The 19,451-nt window shown below is 71.6% G+C and carries 20 protein-coding genes; 8 read left to right on the top strand and 12 right to left on the bottom strand.

Going from position 1 to position 19,451, the window contains the following annotated elements; all coding sequences use genetic code 11:
• Nucleotides 1-327: 327 nt before the first annotated feature.
• The gene (serB, locus tag DTB53_RS10150; RefSeq protein ID WP_003969993.1) at nt 328-1,623 is read left to right on the top strand and encodes a phosphoserine phosphatase SerB; all 1,296 of its coding nucleotides are present in this window, start codon (nt 328-330) and stop codon (nt 1,621-1,623) included.
• A 228-nt stretch (nt 1,624-1,851) separates the two neighbouring features.
• Here serB and DTB53_RS10145 read toward each other — a convergent pair whose 3' ends face one another.
• From DTB53_RS10145 to DTB53_RS10135, 4 genes are all read right to left on the bottom strand, one after another.
• On the bottom strand, nt 1,852-2,370 hold the full coding sequence (locus DTB53_RS10145) for a SixA phosphatase family protein (RefSeq protein ID WP_003969992.1): 519 nt from the start codon (nt 2,368-2,370) through the stop codon (nt 1,852-1,854).
• Nucleotides 2,371-2,462: 92 nt separating this feature from the next.
• Nucleotides 2,463-2,672, bottom strand: a complete 210-nt coding sequence (locus tag DTB53_RS10140; protein ID WP_012381466.1) for a hypothetical protein — start codon at nt 2,670-2,672, stop codon at nt 2,463-2,465.
• A 156-nt stretch (nt 2,673-2,828) separates the two neighbouring features.
• Nucleotides 2,829-2,945, bottom strand: a complete 117-nt coding sequence (locus DTB53_RS37365; RefSeq protein WP_007446146.1) for an SGM_5486 family transporter-associated protein — start codon at nt 2,943-2,945, stop codon at nt 2,829-2,831.
• Between the two features lie 17 nt (nt 2,946-2,962).
• A complete protein-coding gene (locus DTB53_RS10135; RefSeq protein WP_012381464.1) occupies nt 2,963-4,261 on the bottom strand; it encodes a CynX/NimT family MFS transporter in 1,299 nt (432 codons plus the stop codon).
• A gap of 115 nt (nt 4,262-4,376) precedes the next feature.
• Between DTB53_RS10135 and DTB53_RS10130 the strand changes: the two genes are divergently transcribed.
• Entirely contained in the window at nt 4,377-5,051 is a 675-nt protein-coding gene (locus DTB53_RS10130) for a FadR/GntR family transcriptional regulator (RefSeq protein WP_012381463.1), read from the top strand.
• A 129-nt stretch (nt 5,052-5,180) separates the two neighbouring features.
• Here the strand turns inward: DTB53_RS10130 and DTB53_RS10125 are convergent, their stop codons facing one another.
• The 3 genes from DTB53_RS10125 to fabG all read right to left on the bottom strand — a co-directional run bounded on the left by DTB53_RS10125 (nt 5,181) and on the right by fabG (nt 7,229).
• Nucleotides 5,181-5,552, bottom strand: coding sequence for a hypothetical protein (locus DTB53_RS10125; protein WP_012381462.1), 372 nt, complete (start codon nt 5,550-5,552; stop codon nt 5,181-5,183).
• A gap of 184 nt (nt 5,553-5,736) precedes the next feature.
• Nucleotides 5,737-6,504, bottom strand: coding sequence for an enoyl-ACP reductase FabI (gene fabI, locus DTB53_RS10120; RefSeq protein ID WP_003969986.1), 768 nt, complete (start codon nt 6,502-6,504; stop codon nt 5,737-5,739).
• Nucleotides 6,505-6,509: 5 nt separating this feature from the next.
• On the bottom strand, nt 6,510-7,229 hold the full coding sequence (gene fabG, locus DTB53_RS10115) for a 3-oxoacyl-[acyl-carrier-protein] reductase (protein ID WP_003969985.1): 720 nt from the start codon (nt 7,227-7,229) through the stop codon (nt 6,510-6,512).
• 216 nt (nt 7,230-7,445) lie between these two features.
• Between fabG and DTB53_RS10110 the strand changes: the two genes are divergently transcribed.
• The 3 genes from DTB53_RS10110 to tyrS are packed head-to-tail and all read left to right on the top strand — an operon-like array spanning nt 7,446 to nt 11,683.
• On the top strand, nt 7,446-8,969 hold the full coding sequence (locus tag DTB53_RS10110) for a TldD/PmbA family protein (RefSeq protein WP_012381461.1): 1,524 nt from the start codon (nt 7,446-7,448) through the stop codon (nt 8,967-8,969).
• A complete protein-coding gene (locus DTB53_RS10105; protein ID WP_012381460.1) occupies nt 8,966-10,360 on the top strand; it encodes a metallopeptidase TldD-related protein in 1,395 nt (464 codons plus the stop codon). The genes DTB53_RS10110 and DTB53_RS10105 overlap by 4 nt, the downstream gene beginning before the upstream one ends.
• A gap of 51 nt (nt 10,361-10,411) precedes the next feature.
• Nucleotides 10,412-11,683: a tyrosine--tRNA ligase gene (tyrS, locus tag DTB53_RS10100; RefSeq protein ID WP_003969981.1), complete on the top strand. Its 1,272-nt coding sequence runs from the start codon at nt 10,412-10,414 to the stop codon at nt 11,681-11,683.
• A 79-nt stretch (nt 11,684-11,762) separates the two neighbouring features.
• On the opposite strand, the gene DTB53_RS10095 is transcribed toward tyrS, so the two are convergent.
• Nucleotides 11,763-12,041 carry a GlsB/YeaQ/YmgE family stress response membrane protein gene (locus DTB53_RS10095; protein ID WP_003969980.1) on the bottom strand — a complete coding sequence of 93 codons (279 nt, stop codon included), beginning with the start codon at nt 12,039-12,041 and terminating at the stop codon, nt 11,763-11,765.
• 221 nt (nt 12,042-12,262) lie between these two features.
• Here DTB53_RS10095 and DTB53_RS10090 point away from each other — a divergent pair, with 221 nt between their 5' ends.
• Both DTB53_RS10090 and DTB53_RS10085 read left to right on the top strand, forming a co-directional pair.
• The gene (locus DTB53_RS10090) at nt 12,263-12,640 is read left to right on the top strand and encodes a DUF3099 domain-containing protein (protein WP_003969979.1); all 378 of its coding nucleotides are present in this window, start codon (nt 12,263-12,265) and stop codon (nt 12,638-12,640) included.
• A gap of 242 nt (nt 12,641-12,882) precedes the next feature.
• A complete protein-coding gene (locus DTB53_RS10085; RefSeq protein ID WP_012381458.1) occupies nt 12,883-13,140 on the top strand; it encodes a hypothetical protein in 258 nt (85 codons plus the stop codon).
• 108 nt (nt 13,141-13,248) lie between these two features.
• Here DTB53_RS10085 and moaA read toward each other — a convergent pair whose 3' ends face one another.
• The 3 genes from moaA to DTB53_RS10070 form a co-directional block, all read right to left on the bottom strand.
• Nucleotides 13,249-14,238, bottom strand: coding sequence for a GTP 3',8-cyclase MoaA (gene moaA, locus DTB53_RS10080; protein WP_003969977.1), 990 nt, complete (start codon nt 14,236-14,238; stop codon nt 13,249-13,251).
• A 202-nt stretch (nt 14,239-14,440) separates the two neighbouring features.
• Nucleotides 14,441-16,084 carry a monocarboxylic acid transporter gene (locus DTB53_RS10075; RefSeq protein WP_003969976.1) on the bottom strand — a complete coding sequence of 548 codons (1,644 nt, stop codon included), beginning with the start codon at nt 16,082-16,084 and terminating at the stop codon, nt 14,441-14,443.
• Entirely contained in the window at nt 16,081-16,446 is a 366-nt protein-coding gene (locus tag DTB53_RS10070) for a DUF485 domain-containing protein (protein WP_003969975.1), read from the bottom strand. Before DTB53_RS10070 ends, DTB53_RS10075 begins: the two co-directional genes overlap by 4 nt.
• Before the next feature lie 333 nt (nt 16,447-16,779).
• On the opposite strand from DTB53_RS10070, the gene DTB53_RS10065 reads away from it, so the two are divergent.
• Nucleotides 16,780-18,318, top strand: a complete 1,539-nt coding sequence (locus tag DTB53_RS10065) for a S8 family peptidase (protein WP_012381457.1) — start codon at nt 16,780-16,782, stop codon at nt 18,316-18,318.
• 70 nt (nt 18,319-18,388) lie between these two features.
• Here the strand turns inward: DTB53_RS10065 and DTB53_RS10060 are convergent, their stop codons facing one another.
• The gene (locus DTB53_RS10060; protein WP_012381456.1) at nt 18,389-19,447 is read right to left on the bottom strand and encodes a zinc-dependent alcohol dehydrogenase family protein; all 1,059 of its coding nucleotides are present in this window, start codon (nt 19,445-19,447) and stop codon (nt 18,389-18,391) included.
• Nucleotides 19,448-19,451: the final 4 nt, after the last annotated feature.

Genomic DNA, 19,451 nt, shown 5'->3' with positions numbered 1-19,451 from the left:
TTCGAAAGTCGGGCGGGTGAAGACCGCGCGGAGACCGGTGCGAACGCCCCGATACCGGAGAGCGAAACAGGGACGGACCGGACGAAGCAAGGATGAAGGACCGGTTAACCCCCGGAGAAGGTTCATCGACCGCAAAGCAGCGGATACGAGACGGTGGGCGCGGCCGAGCGCAAGACCTCTACCGGCCAGATCCGGGACGCCCCCGGTACCCGGGGCGGGGGCGCGGAGACCGCCGCTCGGCGCGGCGGACGGCGCCCGGGCGGAATCCGTCCGGCACTCGGGACGGGCGGCCGGAGGAAGCGGCGGGACCGATACGGTGGGAGCACCATGAGCGCATCTCAGCCACCTCAGCCCCTCTCTCCTTCTGAGCCCCCTGAGCCCCCTGAGTCCCGTCGGGTCGGCGGCCCCGGCGACGGGTCCCCTCCGGGCGGCGACGCACCCACGCTTCTCGTCAAGATCTTCGGCAAGGACCGTCCCGGCATCACGGCCGGCCTCTTCGACACCCTCGCCGCGTACGCGGTCGACGTCGTGGACATCGAGCAGGTCGTCACCCGGGGCCGCATCGTGCTGTGCGCTCTGGTCACCTCCCCCACGGCGGGCGGGACCACCGAGGGCGATCTGCGGGCGACCGTGCACAGCTGGGCCGAATCGCTCAAGCTCCAGGCCGAGATCATCTCCGGCATCGGCGACAACCGCCCGCGCGGTGACGGCCGTTCCCATGTGACGGTGCTGGGGCACCCCCTGACCGCGGAGTCGACCGCCGCCATAGCGGCCACCATCACCTCGACCGGCGGGAACATCGACCGTATCTTCCGGCTGGCGAAGTACCCGGTCACCGCCGTCGAGTTCGCGGTCTCGGGGACCGGGACCGAGCGGTTGCGGACCGCCCTGGCGACCGGGGCCGCGGAGATCGGCGTGGACGTCGCGGTGGTCTCGGCAGGGCTGAGCCGCCGGGCCCAGCGGCTGGTGGTCATGGACGTCGACTCCACGCTGATCCAGGACGAGGTGATCGAGCTGTTCGCGGCGCACGCCGGCTGCGAGGAGCAGGTCGCCCGGGTGACCGAGCAGGCGATGCGCGGCGAGCTGGACTTCGAGCAGTCGCTGCACGCCCGGGTCGCGCTGCTGGCCGGTCTGGACGCCTCGGTGGTGGACAAGGTCCGCACCGAGGTACGGCTGACCCCCGGCGCCCGCACCCTGATCCGTACGCTCAAGCGGCTCGGCTACCAGGTCGGCGTCGTGTCCGGCGGCTTCACCCAGGTCACGGACGACCTGAAGGAGCGGCTCGGCCTCGACTTCGCCTCGGCCAACACCCTGGAGGTGGTGGACGGCAAGCTCACCGGCCGGGTCGTCGGCGAGGTGGTGGACCGGGCGGGCAAGGCCCGGCTGCTGCGCAGCTTCGCCGAGCAGGCGGGGGTGCCGCTGGCCCAGACGGTGGCGATCGGGGACGGGGCGAACGACCTCGACATGCTGAACACCGCCGGGCTCGGGGTCGCGTTCAACGCCAAGCCCATGGTCCGCGAGGCGGCGCACACCGCGGTGAACGTGCCGTTCCTGGACACCGTGCTCTATCTGCTCGGCATCACCCGGGAAGAGGTCGAGGCGGCGGACGGTCTCGTCGACTGAAGCCCCGGACCGGCGGACCGGCCGAGACCCGGGCCGCCGGTCTGGTGGCCGTACGCCGTCGAAGGCGGTTGTGAACCGCCGCAGACTGCCCTGCACGGTCGCGGGCCGTCCTACCCGGCCTGACGCGATCGTGCGCGCGGGCCCCGGCACGTGATGGGTGCCGGGGCCCGCGCGTTCCCCGTGGTGGGCGGTACCGGGCGGCCGGTCGTCGGACGGCCGGTGCCGCGCTCAGTCGTTCGGCGTCCAGTACTCGGTGAGCCTGCCGGCCCCGTGCTCCACGCTCTTCCAGGAGCCGGGGAACTCGACCACGGCGTACGCGGCGGTGGGGAAGCCGTCCCGGGTCATCCGGGCCAGGGTGTCGCCCTCGGCCGAGCCGGAGAGGGCGTCGGCGGCCCCGTGCATCCCGGGGTTGTGGCCGATGACCAGGAGGTCGCGCACCTCGTCCGGGGTCTCGTTGAACAGGGCGATCAGGTCGCCGAGGGAGGCCTCGTAGAGCCTCTCCTCGTAGACGGTCCGGGGTCGCCGGGAGAATTCGTGGACCGCCAGCTTCCAGGTCTCCCGCGTCCTGGCGGCGGTGGAGCAGAGGGCCAGATCGAAATCGATGCCGGAATCGGCGAGCCTGCGGCCGGCCACTGGCGCGTCCTTGCGGCCGCGCTCGGCCAGCGGACGCTCATGATCGGAAGCCTGTGACCACTCCGCCTTGGCATGCCGGAGAAGGACGATCCTGCGAGGTGTCTCGACGCTCATACACCTCAGCTTCGCACGAAACGCGGCCTCTGGCGCAGGGTGTTGACGGGCTCGTGCGGGGAGTCGGCGCGCTGGTCCGGGGCTGATTCGCCTCAACGGGACAGCAGCTGGAGGGCCCGCTCGATCAGCTGTCCGAGTGCGGGATCGCCGGGGGTGGCGGCCTGGGCCTCTCCGGGGGCGATGATCATCAGCAGCAGAGCGGCGAACGCGACGGCGGGCAGGGCGACGGCCCACCAGGGCAGCCGGATCTCGACACCGTCCGCGGCCGGCCGGGGGGACCTGGTGTGCGTCGGTGCCGGCATGTCCGCCTCCGTCAAGTCATCGGGTCGTCACCGAAGAACCTACGGAACGGGGACGGGCGGTCCCATCCGGTGACCCACCCACTTCACCCTGACCCTGGCCCCCTAGGGGTAGGGGGGCCGGCCCCACCCCTCGGGGTCTCTCGGGGTCCTCGGGCGTCAGGGCGAGGCGATCGTGGCGATCACGCCGATGACGACGGTGATGAGGAGCATCGCCCCGAACACGAGGAGAAGCTTCTTCTGGCCGTTCTGGGGATTCGGATCGAGCACTGGCATGAGGCCAGTGTCGCATCTCAGCATTCGTCCTCGATCGTCCGGTCCCGGCCGGCGAGGATCCCGGCCACCATCTGGGGAATCATCAGGCCCGCCATCAGCGCGATCGGCAGCCCCCAGCCGCCGCTGTGCTGGTAGAGCACGCCGACGAGCAGCGGACCGGGGATCGAGAGGAGGTAGCCGGTGGACTGGGCGAAGGCGGAGAGCCGGACGACGCCCGCGCCGGACCGGGCCCGCATGCCGATCATGGTGAGGGCGAGCGGGAAGGCGCAGTTGGCCACGCCGAGGAGCAGGGCCCAGGCCCAGGCGCCGGCGGCGGGGGCGAGGTAGAGGCCGGCGTAACCGATCAGACCGCACAGGCCGAGGACGACGACGATGGGGCCCTGCTGCTTCAGCCGGGAGGCGACCCGGGGGATGACGAAGGCGAGCGGGACGCCCATGGCCATGGTGACCGCGAGCAGCAGTCCCGCCGTGCCGGCGGAGACCCCGGCGTCGCGGAAGATCTGCGGCATCCAGCCCATGGTGATGTACGCGGCGGTGGCCTGGAGCCCGAAGAAGCAGGCGAGGCCCCACGCGGTGCGGCTGCGGGTGATCCGCAGGGCGGGCGCCTCGGAGGCGGTCGCGGCCGCCGGGGCGGGCCGGCCCGGGGCCGGGGTCCGGTCGCGTACGAGGACGATCCAGGGCAGCACGGCGACGGCGGCGAGCACGGCCCAGACGACGAGCCCCGTCTGCCAGTCGCCGCCGAGCGCCCCGGTGACGGGGACGGTGATCGCGGCGGCCAGGGCGGTGCCGAGGGCCAGGGCCATGGAGTAGAGGCCCGTCATGGTGCCGACGCGGTCGGGGAACCAGTGCTTGACGATCACCGGCATGAGGATGTTGCTGACGGCGATGCCCATCAGGGCCAGCGCGCTGGCGGCCAGGAACCCGGCGGTGGAGCCGATGTACGGGCGGACGACCAGGCCGGCGGCGATGGCGGCCATGCCCGCGCAGACCACGGCGCCCGCGCCGAAGCGGCGGGCCAGGCGGGGCGCCATGACGCCGAAGACCGCGAAGCAGAGCGGCGGTACGGAGGTGAGGACGCCGGCCACGCTCCCGCTCATGTTCAGCCCCTCGCGGACCTCTTCGAGGAGGGCGCCGAGACTGGTGATGGCGGGGCGGAGGTTCAGGGCGGCCAGGACGAGTCCCACGGCGATGAGGCGCAGCAACCAGGGCGCGGGGGCCTCGCCCGCACCGGGGAGCCGCTGGGCGCGGAGTTCGGGGGAGGTGCGCGCGGCGGAGCCGCGGTTCAGGGTCGGGGTCTGCGTATCGTCGTCCGGCATGAGGCCATCATAGAATCATGGGATGATTGATTGTCCAATCCGTCCCACCCCCTGATCCCCCGGAGTCCCTGAGACAATCCGGATCGGACCCGACGGCTCAGAAGCAAGGAGCATCATGGCGCTGACGTCTCCACGGCGTTCGGCACTCGCCGACCAGGTGATCGCCCAGCTGAGGAATCAGATCACCTCGGGCGAGTGGCCGGTCGGTTCGCGGATCCCGACCGAGCCCGAGCTGGTCGAGCAGCTGGGCGTAGCCCGCAACACCGTCCGCGAGGCCGTGCGGGCCCTCGCGCACAACGGGCTGCTGGACATCCGGCAGGGCTCCGGCACCTATGTGATCGCCACGAGCGAGCTGGCGGGAGTGATGCACCGCAGGTTCGCGGCCGCCGATCCGCGGCACATCGCGGAGCTGCGCTCGACGCTGGAGTCGTCGGCGGCCCGGCTGGCGGCGGCCCGGCGCACCGAGCGGGACCTGCGGCAGCTGGACACCCTGATGGCGCGCCGGGAGGAGGCCTGGGCGTCGGGGAACGCGGAGGCGTTCGTGGCGGCGGACGCGACGCTGCACCTGGCGGTGGTCGCGGCCTCGCACAACGACGTCCTGACCGGGCTCTACGCCGACCTCGGCGATCTGCTGCGCGACTACCTGCGCGGCGACGTGGGTCCCGAGCTGCGACCGGAGAACCACATGGACCACGGGCGGCTGGTCGAGGCGATCCGGGCCGGGGACGCGGAGACGGCGGCGTCCGAGGCGGCGAGCCACGCGCTGACCTGCCTGACGGACCGCGTGTAGCGGCGGTCGGGCCCCTTACGGCACGGGCGAGCACCCCGGGCGGCGGAACGGCCGTGACAGGCGCACCGCGGCGGCGGAGCACCGCGCGTCCGTGGACAGCGGCACCCCGGCGGCGGAGCACCGCCCGGATCAGGCGGGGGCGGGGCGGTGGCTGACCCACGCCGTGGCGATCTCCTTCCAGCAGCGGTCCTCCAGCCGCACGGTCCGTCCGGGCTCCACCGCGACCGCCACGCCGTCCGCGTCGACGTCCCACCAGCGGTCGCACTCGACGTGCAGCCGGACCAGGTCGGTGGAGGGGTAGGGGTTGTGGCAGTAGGCGACGGCCCGGGAGCCCTCGACGGCCGTACGGCACTCCGAGCCGGCCGGTTCCGGCTTCGGGGGCTCCGCTTCCGTACCGGCGTCGGCACCCCTGGCGGCGTGGACCCCCAGGGGGACGGCGAGGGCGGCGGCGACCACCGGGGCGGCCAGGAGGAGACGGGTTCGGCGGCGCGTGGGACGCACGGCGATCTCCCTCCCGCAGCCTGACAAGAAGTCCGGTTCCTCCTCATTCTGCGGTGGATCGGCCGACTTTTCGACCGGAGCGGCACCGGGGGGCCACGGACCGTGAACGGCCCCCGGCCGCGTACCGCCTCCGGAGAACGGGAGGGGGTACGCGGCCGGGGGCGTCGGGCGGGGTGGCGCGCGGTCAGGCGCCCATCATGTGCACGCCGCTGTCGACGTGGATGATCTCGCCGGTCGTGCGCGGGAAGAAGTCGGAGAGCAGCGCGACGATGCTGCGGCCGGCCGGCTCCGGGTCGTTCATGTCCCAGGCCAGCGGGGCGCGGGTGTTCCAGACGTCGGCCAGCTCCTCGAAGCCCGGGATGGACTTGGCGGCCATGGAACGCAGCGGTCCGGCGGAGATCAGGTTGCAGCGCAGCCCGTCCTTGCCCAGGTCACGGGCGAGGTAGCGGGAGGTGGCCTCCAGCGCGGCCTTGGCCGGGCCCATCCAGTCGTACTGCGGCCAGGCGTACTGGGCGTCGAAGGTGAGGCCGACGATCGAGCCGCCCTCGCTCATCAGCGGCTTGCAGGCCATGGCCAGTGACTTCAGCGAGAACGCCGAGACGTGCATCGCGGTGGCGACGGACTCGAACGGGGTGTTGAGGAAGTTGCCGCCGAGCGCGTCCTGCGGCGCGAAGCCGATGGAGTGGACGACACCGTCGAGCGAGCCGAGCTCCTCGCGGACCAGGCCCGCCAGCCGGTCCAGGTGCTCCTGGTTGGTCACGTCCAGCTCGATGACCTTGGCCGGCTTCGGCAGCTTCCTGGCGATGCGCTCGGTCAGGGTGGGACGCGGGAACGCCGTCAGGATGACCTCGGCACCCTGCTCCTGGGCCACCTTCGCGGCGTGGAACGCGATGGACGACTCCATCAGCACCCCGGTGATGAGGATGCGCTTGCCGTCGAGAATTCCGCTCATGGTGATCAGTGACCCATGCCCAATCCGCCGTCAACGGGAATGACGGCTCCAGTGATGTACGACGCGTCGTCGGAGGCGAGGAAGCGCACGGCGGCGGCGATCTCCTCGGGCCGCGCGTAGCGGCCGAGCGGCACCTGGGCCACGATGCCCTCGCGCTGCTCCTCGGTGAGCGCCTGGGTCATGTCGGTGTCGACAAAACCGGGGGCGACGACGTTGAAGGTGATGTTCCGCGATCCGAGTTCACGGGCCAGCGACCGGGCGAAGCCGACCAGCCCGGCCTTGGAGGCGGCGTAGTTGGCCTGGCCGGCCGAGCCGAGGAGGCCGACGACGGAGGAGATCAGGACGACACGGCCCTTCTTGGCGCGCAGCATGCCGCGGTTGGCGCGCTTGACGACCCGGAAGGTCCCCGTGAGGTTGGTGTCGAGCACGGAGGTGAAGTCGTCCTCCGACATCCGCATCAGCAACTGGTCCTTGGTGATGCCCGCGTTGGCGACCAGCACCTCCACGGGACCGTGCTTCTCCTCGATCTCCTTGTAGGCCTGCTCCACCTGCTCGGCGTCGGTGATGTCGCAGCGGACCGCGAGGACACCGGCGTCGGTGAGCGCCCGGGGCGGCTCTCCGGAACGGTAGGTGATCGCGACCTGGTCGCCGTTGTCGGCGAAGGCGCGGGCGATGGCGAGGCCGATGCCCCGGTTTCCTCCGGTGACGAGAACCGAGCGGCTCAACGGATCACCCTTTCCTTGGCGGTCTGGTACGTCGAAAACCTATCGGTACCGTGCTCCGATCGAGGAATCGGGCCCTGACAGTGGCTTGTCCGGGGTGCTGTCGGGTTCCTACAGTCCACGCGGGTAGGTGGTCGGCCCACGCGTCCTCGATATCCCCCGGTGCGGTCACCCTCCGGCGTGGTTCACTGCCGTGGTGTATCGAGAAGGGAACTCCCTGTGCCCCACGAGGTAGATCAGTCATTCCTGGCCCTGCCGTCGCGCGCGCTGGCGGACGCGGCGCTCGCGCGGGCGCGGGCGCTGGGCGCGACCCACGCCGACTTCCGGCTGGAGCGGGTGCGCAGTGCCACCTGGCGGCTGCGGGACGCGCGGCCGGCCGGCGCGTCGGACAGCACCGACCTCGGGTACGCGGTGCGGGTGGTGCACGGCGGTGCGTGGGGGTTCGCCTCGGGCGTCGACCTGACGATGGACGCCGCCGCGAAGGTGGCCTCGCAGGCGGTCGCGATGGCGAAGCTGTCGGCGAAGGTGATCGCTGCCGCCGGTTCCGACGAGCGGGTCGAGCTGGCGGACGAGCCGGTGCACGACGAGCGGACCTGGGTGTCGGCGTACGACGTCGACCCCTTCTCCGTCCCGGACGAGGAGAAGGCGGCGCTGCTCGCCGAGTGGAGCGGGCGGCTGCTGGGCGCGGAGGGGGTCGCGCATGTGGACGCGTCCCTGATGGCCGTGCACGAGAACAAGTTCTACGCGGACACGGCGGGCACCGTCACCACGCAGCAACGGGTGCGGATCCACCCGCAGTTCACCGCCGTCGCGGTGGACGGCACGAGCGGCGAGTTCGACTCGATGCGGACCGTCGCACCGCCGGCGGGCCGGGGCTGGGAGTATCTGACCGGGACCGGCTGGGACTGGGACGACGAGCTGGAGCGGATCCCCGGGCTGCTCGCGGAGAAGATGCGCGCGCCGAGCGTCGAGGCGGGGACGTACGACCTGGTCGTCGACCCGTCGAACCTGTGGCTGACGATCCACGAGTCGATCGGCCACGCCACCGAGCTGGACCGGGCGCTGGGGTACGAGGCGGCGTACGCCGGGACCTCGTTCGCCACTTTCGACCAGCTGGGCAAGCTGGCGTACGGCTCCCCCGTGATGAACGTGACCGGCGACCGGACGGCCGAGCACGGGCTCGCGACGGTCGGCTACGACGACGAGGGCGTCGAGGCGCAGTCCTGGGACCTGGTGAAGGACGGCACGCTGGTCGGCTACCAGCTGGACCGCCGCATCGCGAAGCTGACGGGCCTGGGCCGTTCCAACGGCTGCGCGTTCGCGGACTCGCCGGGCCATGTCCCCGTACAGCGCATGGCGAACGTGTCCCTGAAGCCGGACCCGGGCGGGCTCTCCACGGAGGATCTGATCGGCGGGGTGGAGCGCGGGATCTACGTGGTCGGCGACCGGTCGTGGTCCATCGACATGCAGCGCTACAACTTCCAGTTCACCGGACAGCGGTTCTTCCGCATCGAGAACGGCCGGCTGGCCGGGCAGCTGCGCGATGTGGCGTACCAGGCGACGACCACGGACTTCTGGGGCTCGATGGAGAAGGTCGGCGGCCCCCAGACGTACGTCCTGGGCGGCGCGTTCAACTGCGGCAAGGCCCAGCCGGGCCAGATCGCCGCGGTCTCGCACGGCTGCCCCTCCGCCCTCTTCCGGGGCGTCAACATCCTCAACACGACGCAGGAGGCCGGACGATGAGCCGCGTCAGCAAGCCGCACGAGATCGTCGAGCGGGCTCTGGAGCTGTCCACCACGGACGGCCTGGTGGTCATCGCCGACGAGCAGTCCTCCGCCAATCTGCGCTGGGCCGGCAACGCGCTCACCACGAACGGGGTGACCCGGGGACGGACCCTGACCGTCGTCGCGACCGTGGACGGGGCGAAGGGGACGGCTTCCGGCGTCGTCTCCCGGTCCGCGGTGACCACGGAGGACCTGGAGCCGCTGGTGCGGGCCGCCGAGGCCGCCGCCCGGGGCGCGGATCCGGCGGAGGACGCACAGCCGCTGGTGAGCGGGGTCCCCTCCTCCCCCGGCTTCACGGACGCGCCCGCCGAGACCGGCTCGGAGGTCTTCGCCGGCTTCGCCCCGGCGCTCGGCGACGCCTTCGCGCGCGCCCGGGCCGGGGGCCGCGAGCTGTACGGGTTCGCGAACCACGAGCTGACCTCCACCTACCTGGGGACGTCGACGGGGCTGCGGCTGCGCCACGACCAGCCGAACGGGACGCTGGAGCTGAACGCGAAGTCGCCGGACCGTGCGCGCTCCGCGTGGGCGGGCCGGGCGACCCGGGACTTCCGGGACGTCGACCCGGCGGCGATGGACGCGGAGCTGGCGCAGCGGCTGCGCTGGGCGGAGCGGCGCGTCGAGCTGCCCGCCGGCCGGTACGAGACGCTGCTGCCGCCGGCCGCCGTCGCGGACCTGCTGATCTACCAGCTCTGGTCGTCGACCGCGCGGGACGCCGTGGAGGGCCGGACGGTGTTCTCCACGCCGGGCGGCGGTACCCGGCTGGGCGAGAAGCTCGCCCCGCTGCCGCTCACCCTGCGCAGCGACCCGCATGCGCCGGGTCTGGAGTCGGCGCCGTTCGTGATCGCCCACTCCTCCGGCGACAGCGGTTCCGTCTTCGACAACGGGCTGCCGCTGGCCCCGACGGACTGGGTCCGGGAGGGGAGGCTGGAGCGGCTGACGACGACCCGGCACACGGCGGACCTGACCGGGCTGCCGGTCGCCCCGGCCATCGACAACCTGCTGCTGGAGGGCGGCGGCGAGCGGTCGCTGGAGGAGATGGTCGCCGCGACGACCGGGCGGGCGCTGCTGCTGACCTGCCTCTGGTACATCCGCGAGGTGGATCCGGCGACGCTGCTGCTGACGGGGCTGACCCGGGACGGCGTCTATCTGGTCGAGGACGGCGAGGTGGTCGGCGGGGTGAACAACTTCCGCTTCAACGAGTCGCCGGTGGACCTGCTGTCCCGGGCCTCGGAGGCGGGGCGTACGGAGAGGACGCTGCCGCGCGAGTGGGGCGACTGGTTCACCCGGGCCGCGATGCCCCCGCTGCGCATCCCGGACTTCAACATGAGCTCGGTCAGCCCGGGGGTGTGACCCGCCTAGACTGACCTCTACATCTCTGCTTTCGTAAGGAGCACCGGAACCGTGACGGACATCGTCGACGAGCTGAAGTGGCGCGGGCTGTTCGCCCAGTCCACTGACGAGGACGCACTGCGCAAGGCTCTCGCGGACGGTCCCGTCACCTTCTATTGCGGCTTCGACCCGACCGCCGCCAGCCTGCACGTGGGGCACCTCGTGCAGGTGCTCACCATGCGGCGGCTCCAGCAGGCGGGCCTGAAGCCGCTCGCCCTGGTCGGCGGGGCCACGGGTCAGATCGGTGACCCGCGGCCCACCGCCGAGCGGACGCTGAACGACCCGGAGACCATCGCCGCCTGGGTGCAGCGGCTGCGGGGGCAGATCGAGCCCTTCCTCACCTTCGAGGGCCCGAACGCGGCGACGATGGTCAACAACCTGGACTGGACCGCGGGCATGTCCGCGATCGAGTTCCTGCGGGACATCGGCAAGCACTTCCGGGTCAACAAGATGCTCACCAAGGACTCGGTGGCCCGGCGGCTGGAGTCGCAGGAGGGCATCAGCTACACCGAGTTCAGCTACCAGCTGCTCCAGGGCATGGACTTCCTGGAGCTGTACCGCCGGCACGGCTGCACCCTCCAGCAGGGCGGCAGCGACCAGTGGGGCAACCTCACCGCGGGCATCGACCTGATCCACCGGCTGGAGCCGGGCGCGGTCGTGCACGCGCTGGCGACGCCGCTGATGACGAAGGCGGACGGGACGAAGTTCGGCAAGTCCGAGAGCGGCGCCGTCTGGCTCGACCCGGAGATGACGACGCCGTACGCGTTCTACCAGTTCTGGCTGAACGTGGACGACCGGGACGTCTCCCGCTACCTGCGCATCCTCAGCTTCAAGAGCCGTGAGGAGCTGGCGGAGCTGGAGAAGCTCACCGAGGAGCGGCCGCAGGCGCGCAACGCGCAGCGGGCCCTGGCCGAGGAACTGACCACGCTGGTGCACGGCGGCGAGCAGTGCGCGGCCGTCATCGCGGCGTCGAAGGCGCTGTTCGGCCAGGGCGATCTGGCCGAGCTGGACGAGGCGACGCTGAGCGCCGCCCTGTCCGAGGTGCCGCACGCGACCGTCGCCGAGCTGGGTCCGCTGGTGGACCTGTTGGTGGAGGTCGGTCTGGCGCCCAGCAAGTCGGGGGCCCGACGCACGGTCAAGGAGGGCGGCGCCTACGTGAACAACGTGAAGGTCGTCGACGGCGAAGTCGCACCGGACGCCGGGGAGTTGCTGCACGGGCGCTGGCTGGTCCTGCGCCGGGGCAAGAAGAACCTGGCGGCGGTGGAGGTCGGCCCGGTCGGCTGACCCTCCCCCGCGTCACCGTGCCGCGGCCGGACACGCGAGGAACGCGTGTCCGGCCGCGGCGCCGTGTGACCCCGGCGGGTCAGGTCCGCTGTCTACGGTTGCCGCGGAGGGACTGCCAGACCATGTCGCCGACGGCGACGACCGCCACGGCGCCCGCCAGTTGCAGCAGGTGACGGATCCAGTCGATGCCCTTGGTGTCCTCCACGCCGATCCAGCCGGCCACGGCGTTGCCGAGGATGCTGCCGAGGATGCCGAACACGGCCGTCAGCCAGAGCGGGATGTCCTGTTTGCCCGGCAGGATCGCTCTGGCGATGACACCCAGCACCAGTCCCACGATGATTGCCCACAACCAGCTCATTTCGCCTCCTCGTGCGGCGCGGAGTGCGCGTCCGCCCAGTCTCGGCCCGCCGTCCGGGTGGCGCATGCCCGGTTGGGCCGTCCGTGGAGCCCCGGTCCGGCCCCGCCCCGGGGCCGCGCCCTTCGTACGGCGTGCCCCGGTCGCCTGCCCGGCCGGTGCCGGGCGTACCGTGGATGCGGCCCGGTCCGGGAGCGGCCGGCGACGAGATCTGGTGGTGGAGCATGCTGCGGAAGAGCGCGGGTACGGAGGTCATCCGGATCACGGGCGCCCGTCAGGGGCTGACGGACGACGTCCGCGGCCGACAGCGACGCTATGTGATCTCGATGTCGGTGCGCACGGTGTCGGTGGTGCTGGCCGCGGTGCTGTGGAATGTGGAGCGGCATGTGGCGATCGTGGCGCTCGTGCTGGGGGTGCTGCTGCCGTACGTGGCGGTGGTCATCGCCAACGCCGGGCGGGAGAACGTGACTTCGCTGCCGACGACGTTCGTGCAGATGCCGCTGCAACCGGCTCTGGAGGCCGCCCCGGCGCCCGGTCCCGCGGAGTCGGGGGACGCCGAAGGGGCGTCCGGCGGGGCCCGGCCGCCGCACGAGCACACCTGAGCTCGCACGTCTCTCAAAGCTCAATAAAAGCTCAGATCAATCATGACGTTCCGGTGCACCGCACCCCGGTCCCCGTGACATACTTCCCAAGCGCTCCGCATCCCCCGTCGGAGCGACGGACCGACGCCGGGCAGCTCCCCCCGTGGCTGCTCGGCGTCGCCCTTTCTCCGGCCGGGTATGCGTCAGATGGCCCGTGGAGCACCCGCCTCGGCTCGTGGAGCACCTGACTTAGGCTGGGCCACGTGATTTTTCCCGAGACGTCCGCCGAGAGTCCCACCGGCGCTCCGCTCTGCTCCGCCAAGGGCTGCCGGGCCGCCGCCGTGTGGGTGCTCGCCTGGAACAACCCCAAGCTGCACACGCCCGAGCGGCGCAAGACCTGGCTGGCCTGCGACGAGCACCGCGAGCACCTGTCCTCGTTCCTCGGTGTACGGGGTTTCCTCAAGGACGTCGTGGCGCTGGAGGACTGGGAAGCCGGGGACGGGAAGGAGACCGGGGCCTGATTCCCGGGCCCTGATCCCCCGGTCCGGTCCGGTCCGACCGGTCCCGTCCGCCGTGCGACGCACCGCGGGCGGCGACGGGAAGGGACGGAACCCGCCCGACGACAGGGCCTAGCCGCCGATCGCCGACATCGGGCGGTCGGGCTGCAGGAAGGACGGGTCGTCCAGTCCGGAGCCCGCCTTCTTGCCCCACATGGCCGTCCTCCAGAGCTCGGCGATCTCCTCGTCCGGCGCGTCCCCGCGCAGCGCTCCGCGCAGGTCCGTCTCCTCGCGGGCGAAGAGGCAGGTGCGGACCTGGCCGTCGGCGGTGAGCCGGGTGCGGTCGCAGGCGCGGCAGAACGGGCGGGTGACGGAGGCGATCACGCCGACGCGGTGCGGCCCGCCGTCGACGGTCCAGCGCTCGGCGGGGGCGGAGCCGCGGGACTCGTCGCTCTCCGCGGTGAGGGTGAAGCGGGTGCGCAGCGAGGCGAGGATGTCTCCCGCGGTGATCATGCCGTCGCGCTTCCAGCCGTGCTGGGCGTCGAGCGGCATCTGCTCGATGAAGCGGAGCTCGTAGTCGTGGGCGACGGCCCAGGCGAGCAGCTCGGGGGCCTCGTCCTCGTTGAGTCCCGGCATCAGGACGGAGTTGACCTTCACCGGGGTGAGCCCGGCCTCGCGGGCGGCCTCCAGGCCGTCCAGCACGTCCCGGTGGCGGTCACGGCGGGTGAGGGTCTTGAAGACGTCGGGGCGCAGGGTGTCCAGCGAGACGTTGACCCGGTCGAGCCCCGCGGCCTTGAGGGCGGTGGCGGTGCGCTTGAGCCCGATGCCGTTGGTCGTGAGCGACATGCGGGGGCGGGGCGTGAGCGCGGCGCACTGCTCGACGATGGAGACGAGGCCGGGGCGCAGCAGGGGCTCGCCGCCGGTGAAGCGGACCTCGGTGATGCCGAGCCGGGTGACGGCGATACGGATCAGGCGCACGATCTCGTCGTCGGAGAGCAGCTCGCTCTTGCCGAGCCACTGAAGGCCCTCTTCGGGCATGCAGTAGGTGCAGCGCAGGTTGCACTTGTCGGTGAGTGACACGCGCAGGTCGGTGGCGACCCGGTCATAGGTGTCGATGAGCACGGTGGGTCCCTCCCCCGGTGGTGTCCGCGGTGGTGCGGTCGCTCCTGTGGCCTCTTGTCCTTCCGAGCCTACGTGAGTCGTGTGACATCGGAGTGGCGCGTTTGCCACGAGGTGCGGCCGGGCCGCGTCGTAGGACTCTACGACGCGGCCCGGCCGCGAGTGGTGGGCGATGGGCCGAACGGGCCCGCCCGGTCCGGTGCGCTCAGTGGGCTCCGACGCCGGTGAGGGACTTGACCTCCAGCTCGGCGTACTTGTCGGAGTCGGCCTTCTCCTTGGAGATCAGCGAGCCGACCCAGCCGAGCAGGAAGCCGAGCGGGATCGAGATCAGGCCGGGGTTCTCCAGCGGGAACCAGGCGAAGTCCACGTCCGGGAACATCGAGCTCGGCTTGGAGGAGACGACCGGCGAGAACAGCACCAGCAGGACGGAGGAGGCGAGGCCTCCGTAGATGGACCAGAGGGCCCCCTGGGTGGTGAAGCGCTTCCAGAACAGGCTGTAGAGGATCGTCGGCAGGTTGGCGGAGGCGGCGACCGCGAAGGCCAGGGCGACGAGCCCGGCGACGTTCAGGTCGCGGGCGAGTGCGCCGAGGCCGATGGAGACGATGCCGATCGCGACGGTGGCCCAGCGTGCGGCGCGGACCTCTTCCTTCTCGGTGGCCTTCCCCCTGCGGATGACGTTGGCGTAGATGTCGTGCGCGAAGGACGAGGAGGAGGCGAGGGTGAGTCCGGCGACGACGGCGAGGATGGTGGCGAAGGCGACGGCGGAGATCACCGCGAGGAGGATGGCGCCGCCGGTGGATCCGGAGCCGCCGCCGATCTCCAGTGCGGCGAGCGGCGCCGCGGTGTTGCCCGCCTTGTTGGAGGCGATGATGTCGGCGGGCTTGAGGATCGCCGCCGCGCCGAAGCCGAGCACGATCGTCATCAGGTAGAAGGCGCCGATGATGCCGATCGCCCAGTTCACGGACTTACGGGCGGCCTTGGCGGTGGGCACGGTGTAGAAGCGGATCAGGATGTGCGGCAGCCCCGCGGTGCCGAGGACCAGGGCGATGCCGAGCGAGATGAAGTCCAGCTTCGAGATGTTGTCGACGCCGTACTTCAGACCGGGCTCCAGGAAGGCGGCGCCCTTGCCGCTGTTGCTGGCGGCGGTGCCGAGCAGGTCGGAGATGTTGAAGTTGAACTTCAGCAGGATCAGGAAGGTGATGAGCAGGGTGCCCGCGATGAGCAGCACGGCCTTGACCATCTGCACCCAGGTGGTGCCCTTCATGCCGCCGATGGTGACGTAGAGGATCATGAGCACGCCGACCAGGGCGACGATGAGGATCTTCCCGGCGTCGCTGGTGATGCCGAGGAGCAGCGAGACGAGGACGCCCGCGCCGGCCATCTGCGCCAGCAGGTAGAAGATCGAGACGACGATCGTGGACGTTCCGGCGGCGGTGCGGACGGGGCGCTGGCGCATCCGGTAGGCGAGGACGTCGCCCATGGTGTAACGGCCGGAGTTGCGCAGCGGTTCGGCGACCAGGAGCAGGGCGACGAGCCAGGCGACGAGGAAGCCGATGGAGTAGAGGAAGCCGTCGTACCCGAAGAGGGCGATGGCTCCGGCGATGCCGAGGAAGGACGCGGCGGACATGTAGTCGCCGGAGACCGCGAGTCCGTTCTGGAATCCGGTGAACTGGCGGCCGCCGGCGTAGAAGTCGGAGGCGCTCCTGGTCTGGCGCCCCGCCCACACGGTGATGAAGAGGGTGGCCACGACGAAGGCGGCGAACAGCGTGATGATCAGCGGCCGGTGCTCGCTCGCCCCCTCGGTGGCGGCGAGCTGGACGGTGGGGTAGAGGGCGTGGGCGGCGCTCATACGTCGGCCTCCATACGGGACTTGATCGCTTCGGCCTTGGGGTCGAGCTTGGTGGCGGCGTGCCGGGAGTAGAGCCAGGCGATGAGGAAGGTGGTGGCGAACTGGGCGAGTCCGAGGACGAGCGCCATGTTGATGTTGCCGACGACCTCGGTGGCCATGAATCCGCCCGCGTAGTTGCAGAGCAGGACGTAGAGCAGATACCAGGTCACGAAGGCGATGGTCAGGGGGAAGGCGAAGGAGCGGTGGGCGCGGCGCAGGTCGGCGAAGTCCGGGCTCGCCTGCATCGCGACGAACGCCTCGGTGGTGGGCTGGGCGGGGCCGGCGGGCGATGTGCCCTCGGGCGGCGGTGCATCGGTAGCCACGGAATCTCCTCGCGACGCGGGTGCGGTGATCTGGGGGACGTTGGGTGTCAAGGGAAGCCTCGTTACCGACGGGGACGGTGATGTGCCTCCTGGACAACGGCACGGAGGGCGCGACGAAGCGGTTCACCGCGTCTTTCGCCTTCCCGGAGGCGCGGTGGTGCGCCCGGTTGCCCGGAAGTCACCCGTTCGCCTTCAGCCGCGCAGGTCACTCTTCGAACTCACTTGCCCGTAAGCGTTGATGCGCCGGGATGATCAGCGATAGCTTCACTCGTCATGTACGCGACCGAACACGCCAGGTGTCCGGTCGTTCGGCACGGATGATGTGGAGACCCCATGGCTCATCTGGCATCGAGACGGACCCGCGCACTCGCGTTGCCCGTCGGACTCGCGCTGACGGCCTCGCTCGGCTTCCTGCCGACGGCGACGGCCACGGCGGCGCCCACCGGGGAGCAGGCGGCCGCGCGTGTGCGGACCGACGGACCGAAGCTGTCCTACGTGGTCAACACCCGGGGCGGACACGGCACCGTCAAGAACGTCGAGAAGGCGATCGCCAAGGCCGGCGGCACCGTCGTCATCACCTACGAGCAGATCGGCGTCATCGTCGTCCACTCGCAGAACCCGGCCTTCGGCGAAACGATTCGTCGGGTTCGGGGCGTGGAGTCGGCGGGCGCCACCCGGACGAACCCGATCGTGCCGCAGGCCACCAAGGACGTCGGCGCGATAGCGCAGCCGCTCACCGCCGAGCAGGCGGCGGCCGCCGCCGCGGACGCGAAGGCCGGCGAGGACCCGCTGGAACCCCTCCAGTGGTCGCTGCCCGCGATCAAGGCGGACAAGGCGCACCAGAAGTCGCTCGGCTCGAAGAAGGTGACGGTCGCCGTCATCGACACGGGCGTCGACGACACCCACCCGGACCTGGCCCCGAACTTCGACAGCGGCGCCTCGGCGAACTGCGTGTCGGGCGCTCCGGACACCACCGCCGGCTCCTGGCGTCCGGCGGCGGGCGAGAGCGACCACGGCACGCACGTGGCGGGCACCATCGCCGCGGCGAAGAACGGCAGCGGCGTCACCGGCGTCGCCCCCGGCGTGAAGGTGTCGGGCATCAAGGTGTCGAACCCCAGCGGGTTCTTCTACACCGAGGCCGTCGTCTGCGGGTTCATCTGGGCCGCCGAGCGCGGTGTCGAGGTGACCAACAACAGCTACTACACCGACCCGTGGCTGTTCACCTGCAAGAACGACGCCGACCAGGGCGCCCTGGTCGACGCGCTCACCCGCGCCGTGAAGTACGCGGAGCGCAGGGGCACGGTCAACGTCGCGGCGGCGGGCAACTCCCGCCACGACCTGGCCCTCGACGCGATCGAGGACACGACCAGCCCGAACGACACCGAACCGGTCACGCGGACGATCGACCCGAGCGCCTGCCCGGACATCCCGACCATGCTGCCGGGCGTCGTGACGGTCTCGGCGACGGGTGCGAAGGGCCTCAAGTCCTCCTACTCGAACTACGGCAAGGGCATCATCGACGTGGCGGCCCCGGGCGGTGACTCGACGGTCTACCAGACCCCCGAGCCGCCGGCCGTCAACGGGCTGATCCTGTCGACGCTGCCGGGCGGCAGGTTCGGCTACAAGGCCGGTACGTCGATGGCGTCCCCGCACGTCGCGGGCGTCGTGGCGCTGATCAAGTCCCGTCACCCCTACGCCTCGCCGGCCGCGGTGAAGGCGCTGCTGACGCTCCAGGCGGACGCGAAGGCGTGCGGTGAGCCGTACGACATCAACGGTGACGGTGTCATCGACGCGGTCTGCGAGGGCGGCAAGAACGACAACGGCTTCTACGGGGCCGGAGTGGTCGACGCGCTGGACGCGGTGCGCTGGTAGGCACCTGACCGCGCGGGAACCGGGGGCCCGGGGAGGACGTCCTCCCCGGGCCCCCGCCCGTGTCGGGGCGCTACGGCGTGATGAGCACCTTCAGCGCGGTCCGCTCGTCCATCTCCTTGTAGCCGACGGGTACGTCGTCCAGGCCGATGGACCGGTCGAAGACGGGCGACGGGTCGATCGTGCCGTCCAGTACGTCGGGGAGCAGCTCCGGTATGTACCGGCGTACCGGGGCGACGCCGCCGCGCAGGGCGATGTTCCGGCCGAACATCACCCCCAGGTCCACGCCCGTGGCGCTGCCGTGCGGAACACCCACGTAACCGATGGAGCCGCCGTCGCGGACGATGCCGAGGGCGGTGCGCATCGACTGCTCGGTGCCGACGGCCTCGATGACGCTGTGCGCGCCCTCGCCCCGGGTCAGTTCGCGGACGGCGGCGAGGGCCGCCTCGCCGCGTTCGGCGACCACGTCGGTCGCACCGAAGCGCCGGGCGATGTCGGTGCGCGCGGTGTGGCGGCCGAGCGCGATGACGCGCTCGGCGCCGAGCCGCTTGGCGGCGAGCACCCCGCACAGCCCGACCGCTCCGTCACCGACGACCGCGACGGTGCCGCCCGGCCCGACGCCCGCGCCGACGGCGGCGTGGTGGCCGGTGCCCAGGACGTCGGAGAGCGCCAGCAGGGCGGTGAGCAGGCGGTCGTCGGAGGCCGCGGCGGCCGGGAGCTTGACCAGGGTGCCGTCGGCGTGGGGGACGCGGACCGCCTCGCCCTGGCCGCCGTCCGACTGCGCGCCGTCCGGGCCGACCGAGCCCCAAAAGCCGCCCTCGGCGCAGGAGGTGGTGAGGCCCTCGGCGCAGTAGCCGCAGGTTCCGTCGGACCAGACGAACGGGGCGACGGCCAGATCACCGACGGCGAAGCCGTTCACCCCGGGGCCGACCTCCTCGACGACGCCGAGGAACTCGTGGCCGATGCGCTGGCCGGGCCGCCGGGCCGACTCGCCCCGGTAGGCCCACAGGTCGCTGCCGCAGATACAGGCCCGCACCACCCTGAGCACCACGTCGGTGGGGTGCTGGATCCCCGGGTCCGGCACCTCCTCCACCCGGATGTCGTGGGGGGCGTGGATGACGGTGGCGCGCATACGT

Origin of the sequence: Streptomyces griseus, assembly GCF_900460065.1 — a bacterium.
Classification (GTDB): domain Bacteria; phylum Actinomycetota; class Actinomycetes; order Streptomycetales; family Streptomycetaceae; genus Streptomyces; species Streptomyces griseus.
Note: the sequence above shows the minus strand (reverse complement) of the source record. Positions and strands in the feature narration are given on the sequence as shown.